At 49.8% G+C, this 14,770-nt stretch carries 15 protein-coding genes; all 15 read right to left on the bottom strand.

Going from position 1 to position 14,770, the window contains the following annotated elements:
* Window positions 1–127: 127 nt before the first annotated feature.
* Window positions 128–922 (bottom strand): TIGR00282 family metallophosphoesterase, encoded by a 795-nt coding sequence (locus B212_RS0109920; protein WP_028530719.1) that lies wholly within the window; start codon window positions 920–922, stop codon window positions 128–130.
* A 53-nt stretch (window positions 923–975) separates the two neighbouring features.
* Window positions 976–2,517: a ribonuclease Y gene (gene rny / locus B212_RS0109915; RefSeq protein ID WP_019910494.1), complete on the bottom strand. Its 1,542-nt coding sequence runs from the start codon at window positions 2,515–2,517 to the stop codon at window positions 976–978.
* Between the two features lie 310 nt (window positions 2,518–2,827).
* On the bottom strand, window positions 2,828–3,562 hold the full coding sequence (locus B212_RS0109910; protein WP_019910493.1) for a regulatory protein RecX: 735 nt from the start codon (window positions 3,560–3,562) through the stop codon (window positions 2,828–2,830).
* Between the two features lie 116 nt (window positions 3,563–3,678).
* Window positions 3,679–4,743: a recombinase RecA gene (recA, locus tag B212_RS0109905; protein ID WP_019910491.1), complete on the bottom strand. Its 1,065-nt coding sequence runs from the start codon at window positions 4,741–4,743 to the stop codon at window positions 3,679–3,681.
* Between the two features lie 300 nt (window positions 4,744–5,043).
* Window positions 5,044–6,333 (bottom strand): competence/damage-inducible protein A, encoded by a 1,290-nt coding sequence (locus B212_RS0109900; RefSeq protein WP_019910490.1) that lies wholly within the window; start codon window positions 6,331–6,333, stop codon window positions 5,044–5,046.
* Window positions 6,334–6,388: 55 nt separating this feature from the next.
* Entirely contained in the window at window positions 6,389–6,976 is a 588-nt protein-coding gene (gene pgsA / locus B212_RS0109895; protein WP_019910489.1) for a CDP-diacylglycerol--glycerol-3-phosphate 3-phosphatidyltransferase, read from the bottom strand.
* Window positions 6,977–7,066: 90 nt separating this feature from the next.
* On the bottom strand, window positions 7,067–7,558 hold the full coding sequence (locus tag B212_RS0109890) for a YajQ family cyclic di-GMP-binding protein (protein ID WP_019910488.1): 492 nt from the start codon (window positions 7,556–7,558) through the stop codon (window positions 7,067–7,069).
* 165 nt (window positions 7,559–7,723) lie between these two features.
* Window positions 7,724–7,933: a hypothetical protein gene (locus B212_RS31175; protein WP_019910487.1), complete on the bottom strand. Its 210-nt coding sequence runs from the start codon at window positions 7,931–7,933 to the stop codon at window positions 7,724–7,726.
* Between the two features lie 38 nt (window positions 7,934–7,971).
* Window positions 7,972–8,937 carry a RodZ domain-containing protein gene (locus tag B212_RS31170; protein ID WP_019910486.1) on the bottom strand — a complete coding sequence of 322 codons (966 nt, stop codon included), beginning with the start codon at window positions 8,935–8,937 and terminating at the stop codon, window positions 7,972–7,974.
* A gap of 41 nt (window positions 8,938–8,978) precedes the next feature.
* Window positions 8,979–9,746, bottom strand: coding sequence for a DUF3388 domain-containing protein (locus B212_RS0109875; RefSeq protein ID WP_019910485.1), 768 nt, complete (start codon window positions 9,744–9,746; stop codon window positions 8,979–8,981).
* Window positions 9,747–9,946: 200 nt separating this feature from the next.
* Window positions 9,947–10,207, bottom strand: coding sequence for a DUF3243 domain-containing protein (locus tag B212_RS0109870; RefSeq protein ID WP_019910483.1), 261 nt, complete (start codon window positions 10,205–10,207; stop codon window positions 9,947–9,949).
* A gap of 117 nt (window positions 10,208–10,324) precedes the next feature.
* Window positions 10,325–11,092: an elongation factor P 5-aminopentanone reductase gene (gene ymfI, locus B212_RS0109865; RefSeq protein ID WP_019910481.1), complete on the bottom strand. Its 768-nt coding sequence runs from the start codon at window positions 11,090–11,092 to the stop codon at window positions 10,325–10,327.
* Window positions 11,092–12,372, bottom strand: coding sequence for an EF-P 5-aminopentanol modification-associated protein YfmH (gene yfmH / locus B212_RS0109860; RefSeq protein ID WP_019910480.1), 1,281 nt, complete (start codon window positions 12,370–12,372; stop codon window positions 11,092–11,094). The genes ymfI and yfmH overlap by 1 nt, the downstream gene beginning before the upstream one ends.
* A gap of 2 nt (window positions 12,373–12,374) precedes the next feature.
* Entirely contained in the window at window positions 12,375–13,613 is a 1,239-nt protein-coding gene (gene yfmF / locus B212_RS0109855) for an EF-P 5-aminopentanol modification-associated protein YfmF (RefSeq protein WP_442950111.1), read from the bottom strand.
* Window positions 13,614–13,835: 222 nt separating this feature from the next.
* The gene (gene sleB / locus B212_RS0109850; RefSeq protein ID WP_019910478.1) at window positions 13,836–14,687 is read right to left on the bottom strand and encodes a spore cortex-lytic enzyme; all 852 of its coding nucleotides are present in this window, start codon (window positions 14,685–14,687) and stop codon (window positions 13,836–13,838) included.
* Window positions 14,688–14,770: the final 83 nt, after the last annotated feature.

Here is a 14,770-nt window from a genome sequence, read left to right as displayed (position 1 = left end):
AATTCCTTCTTTTTGCGGACCATTCCAGAGAAATTTGTGCAAAAGATACTCTTTTTCGATATAAAAAAAATCACACTTTACCCAAAACTAACGATTTCCTCAAAAAATCCTGTATACTCCCTCTAACCTAATCCATCACCCATTCATCTTCGCGCAGCCGAACCTTCTCCATACGTGTTGCTTTACCTGTAGCTTCATCAAGCTCGACGAACAAACCGTTCAACTGCCATTTGCCTTCATCCACCACAAATCTTGCCGGAAGCTGAGTGGTAAATTTGTAGATCACTGCATCCTTTTCCATACCCAAAATTCCTTCTCTTGAACCAACCATCCCGGCATCCGTCAAATATGCGGTTCCTCCCGGCAGAATAACCTCATCATTGCTCTGCACATGGGTGTGCGTTCCTACTACGATCGAAGCTAACCCATCCATAAAGTAACCCATGGCAATCTTCTCGGAGGTTGCCTCTGCATGAAAATCCACAAGAATACACTTATGTGTCTGCTTCAGCTCTTGGGCAATCTCTTCACCAATACGGAAAGGATCATCAATTGCCGGCAAAAAAGTGCGGCCCTGCAAGTTGACAATCGCCAGTTGCTTGCCGTTCGCCTTGATCACCGTATACCCGCGGCCTGGCGTTCCCGGAGGAAAATTGGCCGGACGAATGAGCCGTGGCTCGTCGTCGATGAACTCAAAAATATCCTTGTTGTCCCAGGTATGGTTGCCCATTGTAATGCCATGAACACCCCAATTGAAAAATTCATTGGCAATGGCCGAGGTAATCCCTCTGCCGGCAGCAGCGTTCTCCCCATTGGCGATAATAATATGCGGCTGATATTTATTTTTCAGAGAAGGCAGCATCTCCCGCAGCGCTTTTCTGCCTGTATTCCCACAAATGTCACCAATAAATAGTACTTTAATGATATTCTCCTCCTGAAAGAAAAAAGGCCCCGCAGAGGGGCCGATTTCCTTAGTTATTTAGCATATTCAACTGCCCGTGTCTCGCGGATTACAGTGACCTTGATATGACCCGGATAATCCAGCTCACTCTCGATCATCTTCGTAATGTCGCGGGCCAGACGGAATGCCTCAGCATCATCAATCTTCTCAGGCTGCACCATTACACGAACCTCGCGGCCCGCTTGAATCGCATAAGATTTCTCTACGCCTTCGAAGGATTCGGAAATCTCCTCGAGCTTCTCCAAACGCTTGATGTACGTTTCCAGAGTTTCGCGGCGAGCGCCCGGGCGTGCGGCCGACAAAGCATCGGCTGCTCCAACCAGCATTGCGATAACCGAGGTAGCTTCGCAGTCTCCATGATGGGACGCGATACTGTTGATAACCACTGGATGCTCCTTGTACTTCTTCGCCAGTTCGACGCCGATTTCTACGTGCGAACCTTCCACTTCATGATCCAGCGCCTTGCCGATATCATGCAGCAGTCCGGCACGTTTTGCAAGCACGATGTCTTCCCCAAGCTCACCGGCCATAAGTCCAGTCAAATAAGCAACCTCCATGGAGTGCTTGAGTACGTTTTGACCGTAGCTCGTGCGGAATTTCAGACGGCCCAGAATCTTGATCAGATCCGGATGCAAGCCGTGAACGCCAACCTCAAAGGTAGCCTGTTCCCCGTACTCGCGAATCCGCTCATCCACTTCCTTGCGGGATTTCTCAACCATTTCTTCGATGCGAGCCGGATGGATACGCCCATCGGCAACAAGCTTCTCAAGTGCCGTACGGGCCACTTCCCGGCGAATCGGATCAAAGCCTGACAGAATAACGGCTTCCGGCGTATCATCAATAATGAGATCAATACCAGTAAGAGTTTCCAGCGCACGAATATTGCGGCCTTCACGGCCGATAATCCGGCCCTTCATCTCTTCATTAGGCAGAGTGACCACGGATACAGTTGTTTCTGCAACATGATCAGCCGCACAGCGCTGAATAGCCAGCGTAATGATTTCACGGGCCTTCTTGTCCGCTTCCTCTTTGGCCTGCTGTTCAATTTCCTTGATCATCTGAGCGGTTTCATGGCGAACTTCCTGCTCTACATTGCTGAGGATGATACTTCTGGCATCATCAATGCTCAAATTGGAGATACGCTCCAGTTCAGTAACTTGGTTCTTGTAAATAACATCAATTTGCTGTTGTGTTTCGTCAATTCGTTTCTCTTTGTTAGCTACTTGTTCTTCTTTTCGTTCAAGCGATTCCATTTTTTTATCCAAAGACTCTTCCTTTTGCAGCAAACGTCTCTCTTGCCGTTGGATTTCATTCCGACGTTCACGAGTTTCTTTCTCGGCTTCGGTACGGATTCTATGGACTTCATCCTTAGCCTCAAGTACCGTCTCCTTCTTCAGCGCTTCCGCCTCTTTCTTCGCGTTCTCCACGATGACTACGGCTTCCTTCTCAGCGCTGGAAATTTTAGCTTCTGCAAGGGATTTACGAATAAAATAACCGAATCCAAAGAATAATGCAGCTACAACGAGAACGATTATGACCCAGATCGCAGTATGCATCTGTTCACCTCCTCGTTGGTTCCTCCAAGGACTATCCTTGGGAATTTGTGCAGTTGTTAAACTAATCCGTTCATCACCATACAAAAAACCGGTAATACACCGATTGCCATACTGCACATGCTGCACATGCACATTGCCCGCCTTATACGGCGATTACATTTCATATGAGTTGTACGCGAACCGCATGGGTAAGATTCTGCTTTTTGGGAAGGAAAAAGGATTCTTATTCTTATGCAGATTCATGTTATATTTTATTATTTATAAAAAGACATTGTCAAGAGAGTCGATATGCGCATTAAAGTCAAGAGAATCAGTCAAGGAAGTAAATCTCTTCCTCTTCCCCTTCAGAATCCTCTTCCTCACGCAAAATATTTAGCACCTGCCGTACCATATCTCCGGAAAATCCCCGCCGCATGAGGAAGGCTCCTGTCTTTCTCCGCTTGTCATTGACATCCCCACGAATCAGGCTCCATTTCTTCCGCCCTGTCTGCAGAGCGCTCTCCAGCTCCTGCTCGGAGGTAATATTCTCCAGCGCCTCGGAAATCAGCGTCTTGTCGATTCCTTTTTCACGCAGCTCCTGGCGTATCCACAGCTTTCCCTTGCGCTGGTTGGTTATCCGCTGTTCCGCCCACTGCTTCGCATATAAGGGATCATCGAGAAACCGTTCCTGCTGCAGCCGCTGAAGCACCTCGGCAATAATAGTCTCTCCTATTTCCTTCTCCCGTAAACGGCGTGCCATCTCCTGGGCCGTGCGCGGCTTGCGCTCCAGATAACGCAGTCCCTCCACATATGCCCGCTGGCGTTCGTCGGCTACAACAATTTCCTCCAAATCGGATTTCATAAAGGAGCTTCCGGTAATCATCCGGTATTTAATCATGACATCTTCATGAACAGCCATGCTGTACGCACCAAAATGAATGATATAGCGGTGGTCAGACTTCTTCTGACGCTCCACTCTTGTAATCTCAAGCAACTGGTCTGACGGGAAGTCGGCCAGCACTTGATCATCCTGCTCTTCAGGCTCAGGGTTCAGTTGTATTACCATTGCTGTCTTTCACCTCATTGATGCTTAAATTTCCGTAAAGTGATTTTCTTTATGAAAAAACGCCCTGCTACATTCATTCACAGGGCGCCTTCTAAAATTAAAAATCAAATATCAAATTATTCGATTTCAAGCAGCAGATTTTCTTCTTCCTCTTGCTCTGCCGCTGCTTCAGCCTCAGTCGGTACAGCCACCAGCGTTGTCAAATTGCTCGCTTCACGAATCTTGTTCTCAATCAGCAGGGCAATATCCTGATGTTCCTTGAGGAACTGCTTGGAGTTCTCGCGGCCTTGACCAAGACGTTCACCTTCGAAGGAATACCAAGCACCGCTCTTATTAACGATGTCCATATCCGTACCGATGTCCACAAGGCTTCCTTCACGGGAAATGCCTTCACCATACATAATATCAACATCCGCTTGCTTGAACGGAGGGGCTACCTTGTTCTTCACAACCTTGATCTTCGTACGGTTACCCACAACATCATTGCCCATCTTGATGCTCTCAACCCGCCGCACATCCAAACGAACGGAAGAGTAGAACTTCAAGGCCCGGCCGCCAGGCGTGGTTTCGGGGTTACCGAACATAACGCCGATTTTCTCGCGGAGCTGGTTGATGAAGATGGCAATGGTGTTGGATTTGTTGATCGCCCCCGACAGCTTCCGCAAAGCCTGGGACATCAACCGTGCCTGCAAACCTACGTGGGAATCCCCCATGTCGCCTTCAATTTCCGCTTTCGGTACCAATGCTGCCACTGAGTCAACAACAATGATATCCACCGCGCCACTGCGGACCAGCGCTTCGGCAATTTCCAGTGCTTGTTCACCGGTGTCCGGCTGGGACAACAGCAGTTCATCAATGTTTACGCCGAGCGCATTTGCGTATTTAGGGTCGAGCGCGTGTTCGGCATCAATAAAGGCAGCTTGTCCGCCTACCTTCTGTACCTCTGCAATAGCATGCAGGGCAACGGTCGTCTTACCGGAAGACTCCGGCCCATATACTTCAATAATACGTCCTTTAGGAAGTCCGCCAATACCCAGTGCGATATCAAGTGCCAAAGATCCGCTAGGTACGACCTCCACTTTCATGTGATTGGATTCTCCCAATTTCATGATGGAACCTTTACCAAATTGTTTTTCTATTTGACGAAGCGCCATATCAAGCGCAGCACGACGATCTGACAATCAGACCACTTCCTTCACTGTTTATAGTAATATAATAGCGTGTTTCGGAGGTCTTGCCAAGCTTTTTTTCGAACATACATTCGTTTTTTTTGCTTCCCCGGTTAATACTCCCTTTTATTGTAAGCCTCCTTCAGATATGAAACTATAGCGGAATACCTAGCTGCCGGAAATCTTGGAACGCCTTTCTGAAGGGCCTGCTGCGGGCAGAGAGCATGAAGCCAAACAAACAAAAAACCGCAGCAAAGATCTCTCAGTGCCACGGTTCTTCCGTATAGATGAATTATATACCGGGCCAGAAGGTTATTGCAAGGCTGTTCCCTCAAGCGGGGTTGCTACCTTGCGATCCTCCAGCCTGCGCCAGAGGCGGTACAGCAGCGCCTTGACGGTCCGAAGACGGATGTTTTCACGCGTTCCTTTGAGATTAAGCTCATATACCTCCGTAGGGCGGCCGCGTTCGGCCAGACCGACAAATACAAGGCCTACCGGCTTGCGTTCCGAATACCCCGGACCAGCGACGCCGGTAACTGATAATCCAAAGTCACTGTCGGCTGTCATCCTCACCTGGTCCGCCAGCACCTCAGCCACCTCGCGGCTGACCGCGCCGGGAGCATCGGGACCTTCCAGCAGTGCGGCAGGCACATTCAGCAGCTTTTTCTTCATATCATTGGAATAGCAAACGATCCCCCCGGCAAACATGGCGGCGCTGCCTGGTATATTCGTTATGCTCTCCATCAGCAGGCCGCCCGTACAGCTCTCCGCCGCACTTAAGGTCAGGCCCGCATCTGCCATCCAATCAACAATCAACTGCTCCAGCGGCACATCTATGTTGGCATACATATGCTCCGGCAGGATTTCCTGAATCGTCTTCTCCAGCACGTCCAGCTTCTGCATGGCCTCGCGTTCAGAAGGGGCTTTGGTGGAGATACGGACCGTCACCTCCCCCTCCTTCGCATAAGGCGCCAGGGTTGGATCACTCTGGCCCCGGATCAAATGAATCAGCTTATCCTCAAGCAGCGATTCCCCGATGCCGGCGAATTTAAGCATCTTGGAGTAGATCGGCATTTCATTCGTCAGCACATGCTGCAGCAGCCAAGGCTTGGCCTGATCCGTGAACATGGGCTTCATTTCCCGGGGCGGCCCGGGAAGAACGATGTAATACTTATCCTTGTCTTCAAGCGCAAGACCTACAGCAAGGCCTGTTGAGTTCGAAAGCGGCGTTGTGCCTTCGATGATAAGTGCCTGCTTGCGGTTATTCTCGGTCATCACAATCTTCCGCTCGTCAAAAAAGCGCTGCACATGGTCCATCGCAAGCTGGTCAATATGCAATGAACGGCCTAGAGATACAGCCAGGGCATCTTTGGTCAGGTCATCCTCAGTCGGACCGATTCCACCGGTAAACAGAATAACATCTGCACGGCTGCGGGCGATTTCAATCGCCTGCTGAAGACGGCTGCTGTTATCTCCGACTACGGTCTGAAAGTACACATCAATTCCCAGCGCCGCCAGCTCTACCGATAGGAACTGGGCATTGCTGTTAACAATCTGTCCGAGCAAAAGCTCTGTGCCGACGGCAATAATCTCTGCTTTCATAAACTTACTTTCGCCTCCTGGGTGTAGAGTAAACAAGGAATTCCGCTCTTTGTGATTAGGCGTTATGAAGCTCAAGCAGGTCCTTATTCTTCACGAAATAATCAATTCCGGAGATAATAGTGATGACCGCCGCTGCCCAGATTGCAATATCGTCCACAGGAATGCTGACGAACTGAAACGGGAAATTATTAAGCAGCAGAAGTGAAATAGCAACAATCTGCACCACGGTTTTTAATTTACCCCATTTGCTGGCGGCAACCACTTTTCCTTCAAGAAGCGCGACCTGCCGCAGTCCGGTTACCGCAAATTCACGGCTGATAATGACGATGGCGATCCATGAATCGCATCTGCCCAGCTCCACCAGGGAGATCAGCACTGCAGAGACGAGCAGCTTGTCCGCAAGGGGATCAAGCAGCTTGCCAAGATTGGTGACCATGTTATATTTCCGGGCTATGTAACCGTCTATACCATCCGTACTGGCCGCAAGCAGAAAAATTACCGCTGCGATCAGATGGTTAAAAGAAAGCTGAAAAGATCCCCAATGTATCGGTTCCGGATAAAAGCTGAAATTCACCAGCAAAAAGAACATCATAATAGGGATAAGACAAATACGAGCAAGCGTAATGCGGTTGGGCAAATTCAACAGAGGTTCCTCCCTTGATCCATACGAATCCGATATTCACGAAAACACCCCGCGGAAGAGAAGTGCATGAGCACTGCGGGGTACAAAAGCTTACTTTAAATTGTTAAACTGCAGGTCCAGCGGCAAATCGGCTTTCCGCAGAAGCTGGATAATTTGCTGCAAATCGTCCCGGCTCTTGCCGGTTACGCGGATTTGATCACCTTGTATTTGACTCTTCACCTTCAACTTGGAGTCGCGGATCAGAATGTTGATTTTTTTGGCATTTTCTTGATCAATTCCTTGTTTGAGGCCGAGACGCTGGCGTACAGTCCCAAGGGAAGCCGGCTCAATTTTGCCAAAATCCAGATTCTTCAGCGTAATGCCGCGTTTGACCATCTTCGACTGCAAAATATCAATGACCGCATTAAGCTTGTATTCGTCCTCTGAAGCAATAACCAGCGCATCCTTCTCCAGCTTCAAGCTGCTCTTGCTGTTCTTGAAATCAAAGCGGTTATCAATCTCTTTCTCTGTCTGGTGAACCGCATTCGTCAACTCCTGCATATCCATCTTGGATACGATATCAAATGAACTTTCCGAACTCATTACTCCACGTCCTTTGCTTACAATTATTCTGTTCCTATTATATGAGAAAGAAGCTCTCAAGTCTAATTATGAACCGGGACCGGTTATGTCGTAAAACATATAAAGTCTTATCTGCTCAAACAAAACAGCCCCACAATGTGGAGCCAGTTTTGTTAAGCAGCCAGGCTATTGTCTGCTGCGCGTAGGAGCCCGGAACATATCCAGAATCCCCAGCAGAACATGTGCCAGTCCAAATCCCAAAATACCATACCCCCAGGCACTCGGTGTCAAATAATACCCGAGGAGACTGACGATAATCCCCAGTCCTGTTACGATCCAGCTAACAGTCATGAGCAGATGCACCTCGCTTTGGTGTAAGAACTGTAAGTCATTCATAGGTTCTCCAAAATCCCAAAGCCTATACTTCAAATGTATTATTGGGTAGTGACGTTCTCCTGGGTCGGTGCAGCATTGTCCTGTGCTCCTGTACCTTCATCCAGTTCAAGGAGGAGGCGGGAGGAACTTTTGCCATCAGTGATAACTTGTCCATTAACTGTAATTTCCGTAGCAGGAGAATACCCGGATTTGATATACATCCCTGCACTGTCGAGGGTAAAGGTGAGATTATTACCGGCTGCGGTATTGCCGAAGCTCAGCTTCTCGCCTTTGGAGTTCACGCCCTTGTAGACCTCAAGCCAGCTTACCCCGGTTGCGGCAATCTGAACCTGCACTGCGCTTCCGGCAGGATCGGTAACCTTGAACACCGTCGTTTTCCCCGATTTTCGATCCTGCACAACTGTAATCCCTCCTTGTGCGGAAGGCGACGGAAGCGGCGTTGATGAAGGAGCAACAGTGGTCTCAGGAGTAGCTGTAGCGGTATCCGTCGCTGCCGAAGCTGAAGGAATTGCTGCCCCGCCTCCTGCCGCCGTTGGCGATGGCTTCACAGCCAAAGGGTCCTGTGTCACAGCAGTCAAGTTGGCCGGATCAGTTTTATTGGGATCTGATTTGTTCATATTGGAAGAGGCATACCAATAAATCACCGCAATAATCAATACAGGAAAGGTCCACATCAGGAGTGTAGGCAGCCACTTCGCGTTCCGTTCAGGTTCAGGCTTGCGGCTGCGCTTCTGAATAACGGTCTCCATTGCAGTGTCTTCCGGAGGAGCAGCAGCAGGTACGCTGCCATGTTCCTCTATCAGCTCATCGGGATTGACACCGACCGCCTCTGCATAGGTTTTGATGAACGCCCGGACATAAAAACTTCCCGGGAGCACCTTATAATCCCCCGCTTCGATGGCTTCCAAATATTTTTTGCGAATTTTCGTTACTTCCTGGACATCATCAAGGCTCATCCCTTTCTGCAGACGCGCCTCCTTCAAATGCCGGCCCAGTTCCGACATACCATCACCTCCTAAAAGTATTGTAGAAATAGCTTGTGTTTCTATAGATCATCACTGTAGCTCGTCGTAAACGAGTCGTACAATATCTCTTCGCTGGGTGTGTTACGCAGCTCAATAATGATATCCAAATCATCATAGGTGTAGCCGGATTCCCGCACAAAAATATCCGGGTGCTCGATCACCTTCGTGCTGGGCATATTCATCACCTGCTGCAGCAGGTTGTAATGCTTCTCATTGGAGCGGATCGTGCTGACGATCCCGTCAATGATAAACACATTATGCGGATTCATCTCATCCTCGGCAAGCTGGCTGCGAACCGTTTGCCGCAGCAGAGTTGAAGAGACAAAGGTCCAGCGTTTCATCGCACAGACGCTGCCGGCGATAATGGATTCCGTCTTGCCGACACGTGGCATGCCACGCAGGCCGATAACCTGATTTCCGTCTCTCTTAAAAAGCTCACCAAGGAAATCAACCAGCAGCCCAAGCTCATCCCGCGTAAAACGGAAGGTTTTGCGGTCATCGGAATCACGGTCAATATAACGTCCATGCCGGACGGCAAGCTTATCCACAAGCCGTGGCGAACGCAAGGCCGTAACCGTTATATTATCTACTTTTTTGAGCATTTCGCCCATCAGCATGATCTTCTCATCGTCGCTGGTTTCCAGCAGCATCCCACGGGTTTTGCCTTCTACCCCGTTAATGGTGAGGATGTTGACCTCCAGCATTCCGAGCATTGAAGCGATATCACCAAGCAGACCGGGTCTGTTCTTATGTATCTTATACTCCATATACCATTGTTTAAATTCCACGATTGCACCTCATAGATTCCTTTTCCCATAACTTTGCTATACGTCGAGTAGAAACGGTTATGCCGTCCTTAGAAGGACGGCATCCGCAAAGTGCTCTTAAACACGGGTCATGTTAATGATATATAAAATGAAATTGAAAGGCAAGTTCACCTCTGTAATAATTGCAGAAAAGCTCCCGCAGGGGGAGCTCATTCCGCATGCTATGCGTTTTTCTTCGCCAGCTTGACCATGAGGGAAGCAATGGTGTGCTTCTCGTCATCCGTGCCGACATCCCACAGCTCTTTGATTGCCCGATTGGAATAGTTCCCCGGATCAACTTTCTTATCAAGGAATTCCCCGATTTCAAAAGCCAGCTTGGAGATGGTCTCTTCACTCATCCCCATTTTCTCAGCCTGAATGACCCGTTCGCCCAAGAAGCTTTTCCAGGTATCAAAGTTTTTCACTACAGAGTCTGTTGACATCTTAAATCCTCCTCAAAATGTTATGGATTACGTGAGATTTAAAAGCAACAGTTATAATATGTCTCGCGCCGGACGTTCTTATGCTGGAGCATTTCTCCAAGCAGCACATGGCAAGCTTCAGGTAATCCAACCACCGTTCGGGCTGATGATCTGTCCGGTGATATAACCGGATTCGGGGAGTGCAAGAAAATAAACCAGCGAGGAGATCTCTCCAGGGGTAGCCAGACGCCCCGCCGGAATCTCCTCCTCCAGCATGCGCATCTCATCCTCCTGCAGATTGCCCAGCATTGCCGTATGAACCGCTCCCGGTGCTACGGCGTTGACTGTAACCCCTGAAGGCGCCAATTCCTTGGCGAGCGCTTTGGTAAAAGCATTCACACCGCCTTTGCTGGCGGAGTAGGCCACTTCGCAGGAAGCGCCGGAGATGCCCCAGACGGAGGAGACATTGATAATCCGCCCGTAACGCTGGGAAACCATATAAGGCATGAAAATCTGACTGCACATAAAAGTGCCCTTCAGATTGACTGCCATGATATCATCCCATTCCTCCTCCGTAACGTCAGCAAGCATGCCGTAATGCGCCTTTCCGGCATTATTTACCAGAATATCCGGCTGCATGCCGCTGCCCGCAAGTCTTTCCGCCATACGCTCAAGCTGGCTGCGGTCTTTCATATCCGCCGCCACCGTCATTACCCTGGCCCCAAGCGCCATACAGCGCCGGGCCACATCATTCGCCGCTTCGTGCGAATTCATATAATGGATTACAATATTCATTCCTACGGAAGCAAAACGCTCGGCAATCGCACCGCCGATCCCACCGCTGCCTCCGGTAATCAGCACTGTCATTTCCCCGATTGGCTTGCTGTTCTCTAAGGGAAGCGCCATTAAGGGCTCACCACGAGCGACACGGCCAGTTGTTCCCAGTCCACATGCGCGCGCAAGCGGGCATTGACTTCTTCAAGTGTGATCGCTTCATACAGCGGGAGCACTTCGAACAGATCTCCGCCACGGAACTGGTAACGTGTGAATTCATGGGCAATGCTCTCCGGCGAGTTCAGCATGCGCAGATAGCCGCCGATTTTCTTTTTGCGGGCACGCTGGAAATCCTTCACTGCAAAGCCCGTTTCAAGCACAAGATTAATTTCTTCCTTAATCCGCTTGAGCAGCAGGTCCGGGTCCTTGGTATCTCCGCCGATAGCTGAAAATGCATATTGCGGTGAGCTGTTGAACTCGTGCCCGAAGCTGTCGGAGATGAGCTCCTCGTCATAGAGCTTCTGATACAGCGACGTACTGCTGCCCAGCAGCAAATCAAGCATCAGCTTGGTTGTCAGATCACGGCGGACTGCTGCTTCTCCGACCAGTCCCTCCGACTTCTCCTTAAATCCGAAGAGGAGCTTCGGCATCGACACGGCCAGCTTAGTTTCCTTCACTTTAGTAGCTACTTGAACCGGCTCTTCCTCGAAGAGGCGTTCGATCTCACCCTGCTTGCCATAGGATTTGGCATTCTGATTGCTGCGGACCAGCTCGAATACCTTTTCCGGCTCTACGCCGCCAACGACGAACAGCAGCATATTGCTGGGATGGTAAAAGGAATTGTAGCAGGTATACAATGTTTCTTTGGTGATTGTTGCGATGGACTCGATGGTTCCGGCAATGTCAATGTGAACCGGATGTTTGGCGTACATCGCCTCGATCAAGCCGAAGTACACGCGCCAATCCGGATTATCTGCATACATATTGATTTCCTGGCCGATAATTCCTTTTTCCTTTTCCACATTCTCATCGGTGAAATAAGGCCGCTGCACAAAATCCACAAGCGTGCTCAGATTGGTCTCGATATTCTCCGTAGCAGAGAAGAGGTAAACCGTCTGATCAAAGCTGGTAAAAGCATTCGCTGAAGCCCCGTTAGAGGCAAAAGTGGCAAAAATATCGCCTTCCGGCTCCTCGAACATTTTGTGCTCCAGAAAGTGGGCTATGCCGTCTGGCACTGTTGTTTCTTCGCCGCCTGCAACCTTGAAGTGATTGTCCACAGAGCCATATTTGGTGGCAAAGGTGGCATAGGTTTTGAGAAAAGCCGGTTTCGGCAACACATACACCTGCAGACCGTTATCCATAACCTCGTGATACAGTGTCTCCTGAAGCTTCTCGTAATGAATCTTTTCCACCGCTATTCCTCCTTCCCCGTCAGGAAATAAATCGTATCCAGCTCGAATGTGCCTGCCGCAGCCTTCACATCCTCCGCTCCCGTGCCGTCCACCTGGGTCAGCAGCTCCTGCGCGGAGCGGTCTTTTCCGGACAATTGGCGGTTGAAATCAAAGGAAATCATTTCAAAAGCGGAATCCTGAATTTCGGAAAGCAGATTGCGGATCATGGCTTTGGTCTGGCTAAGCTCCAGATCACTGATATTGCCGGCCTTCAGCTCATCAAGCTGCTTGCGGATAATATCCACCGCTTTGCCGTAATTCTGCGTTTCAATTCCCGATTGGATCGTGCCAATGCCTTTATGCCCGTCGTAACGCGAAGAAGCGTAATAAGCCAGACTCTCCTTCTCACGCACATTGACAAACAGCTTGGAGTGCGGATAGCCGCCCAGAATGCCGTTATACATCAGCGCAGAAGCATAGCGGTCGTCCTTGTAAGTGATTGAGGTGCGCAGTCCCATATTGAGCTTGCCCTGGTTCACATCAAGCTTCTCTTCAACCGTACGGACTTCAGCAACCGTTACCAGTGTAAAATCCGAGGAATAGGCGGCAGTTTCGGTATGGGCGCGGCCAAAATGGCGGATCACCAGCTTCTCCACTTCCTCCGGCGTTGTGTCACCGACCACATACAAATCCAGTATGGCCCCGTTCAGCCATGAATTATAGGACTCATAAAGCGATTCCGGCGTAATGCCGTCAAGATCGGCTCTTTGGCCGAGGGGATGCAGACGGTAAGGCTCCTTGCGGCACATTTCCTCAATGCACCGTTCTGCCGCATAGCGGATTTTATCATTCACGATTGACTCCAGCTTCTTACGCACCGTCTCGCGTTCTGTAGCTACATAGGAAGCGCGGAAGCTTCCATCCTCCAGCAGTGGACGGGTTAACACCTCTCCAAGAAAAGCAAAGGATTCACCAAGCAGGCTCTCCTTGCTCTGCACGAAGGAATCATTGATTGTATCCATGCGGAATTGAACAATCTGGTAATCGCCTCTTTTGTAAATGTCAAAGCCGAATCCGGCACCGTACAGCTCTTCAAGCCGTTCACGGAATTGAGTCGTTTCCGGGTAAGTCGCTGTCCCTCTCCGCAGCACGAAAGGAACAAGAGCCGTGGAAGTAACCGTACTCTCATCGAGCGGAACACCGGCATAAAGTGAGATAGCGAATGTCTTGAACGCCTTTGTCGGCAAAACATGAATACGCATGCCTGCGGCGCTGCCATGTTGAAATCCATTATTTGTCAAGTCCAAAACCCCTTTACGGCGTGGATAACTGCAATATAAGCTGAACTTAAGAGGGCAAGCCGGATTCTTAAGTTCAATCTGTATACAACAAGTTTATGAAGTATTATCCATTCTAAACCATTCCAAAGTAAGGAAGCAACCGGAAGGAACATACCGGTTGCTCTATGGCCTGCATATTCATAGTTACATGCAGAAAATATGCTGTCCAATCGTCTTCACTTGCGGACGGGTCCAGATCCATTTGGAGGTGGCCGTCTTCGGATTAAAATAATAGATGCAGCCGCCGGAAGGGTCCCATCCATTTAGCGCAAGCTGCACAGCCTTGCGGGCCTGTTCGTTAGGCTCCAGATAAATCTGGCCGTCAGCTACCGCAGTGAAGGCGCCTGGCTGAAAAATCACACCCGAAGGCGTGTTCGGAAAGCTGGGCGATTTGACGCGGTTCAGAATTACAGCCGCAACGGCTACCTGGCCTTCAAACGGTTCCCCCCGCGATTCTCCGTATACCGCGTTCGCCATAATCTTGAGATCATTTTCAGACAGCCCCATAGTGTTGCCGGAGCTTAGCTCCGCCTTATTCGAGTTGCCTGCATCAGCATTGTTACCGCCTGTATTATTTGCCGTTTTTGTAGACGTCTCTGTCGGCCGCCAGGCTTTCGTCGCATTATACAGCTTCAGCTTTGTTTTGGCGCCTACAACGCCATCTGCCGGCATGCCGAATTTCCACTGGAACCAGGTTACCGCATTTTTGGTCTTGCTCCCAAATTCGCTGTCAATGGCTCCTGCATAAAACCCGAGATACTTCAGTCTTCCCTGCAGCTCATAAACATCCTTTCCGGAAGAACCCAACTGAAGCGGAGTTGTCCCGAAAGCTGGCAACACCTGTCCTTCCGGTATGGTGTTCTCCTTGATACCAGATGTGTTATTATGCTGATTTGCATAGACTACGCCATGTTCCTTAGCGGGCGTGCCGGCAAACGGCGCGGCCGCCAGCGCAAGGGTTAGTGCGGCAATTACCCACTGCTTATGCTTTTTCATAAGGGATCGCTCTACCTTTCTCCTGTAAGTTCTGCATGGATGGATAAAGTTATTATGACGACTGGCAGGACATCCTATGCATT

Source organism: Paenibacillus sp. HW567 (assembly GCF_000374185.1).
Taxonomy (GTDB): domain Bacteria; phylum Bacillota; class Bacilli; order Paenibacillales; family Paenibacillaceae; genus Paenibacillus_AQ.
Note: the sequence above shows the minus strand (reverse complement) of the source record. Positions and strands in the feature narration are given on the sequence as shown.

Coding starts and splice junctions, on each gene's coding strand:
- rny (WP_019910494.1), bottom strand. CDS start 2,517: ATGCATACTGCGATCTGGGTCATAATCGTTCTCGTTGTAGCTGCATTA.
- B212_RS0109910 (WP_019910493.1), bottom strand. CDS start 3,562: ATGGTAATACAACTGAACCCTGAGCCTGAAGAGCAGGATGATCAAGTG.
- B212_RS0109900 (WP_019910490.1), bottom strand. CDS start 6,333: ATGAAAGCAGAGATTATTGCCGTCGGCACAGAGCTTTTGCTCGGACAG.
- B212_RS0109890 (WP_019910488.1), bottom strand. CDS start 7,558: ATGAGTTCGGAAAGTTCATTTGATATCGTATCCAAGATGGATATGCAG.
- B212_RS31175 (WP_019910487.1), bottom strand. CDS start 7,933: ATGAATGACTTACAGTTCTTACACCAAAGCGAGGTGCATCTGCTCATG.
- B212_RS31170 (WP_019910486.1), bottom strand. CDS start 8,937: ATGTCGGAACTGGGCCGGCATTTGAAGGAGGCGCGTCTGCAGAAAGGG.
- B212_RS0109870 (WP_019910483.1), bottom strand. CDS start 10,207: ATGTCAACAGACTCTGTAGTGAAAAACTTTGATACCTGGAAAAGCTTC.
- ymfI (WP_019910481.1), bottom strand. CDS start 11,092: ATGGCGCTTCCCTTAGAGAACAGCAAGCCAATCGGGGAAATGACAGTG.
- yfmF (WP_442950111.1), bottom strand. CDS start 13,613: ATGCGTATTCATGTTTTGCCGACAAAGGCGTTCAAGACATTCGCTATC.
- sleB (WP_019910478.1), bottom strand. CDS start 14,687: ATGAAAAAGCATAAGCAGTGGGTAATTGCCGCACTAACCCTTGCGCTG.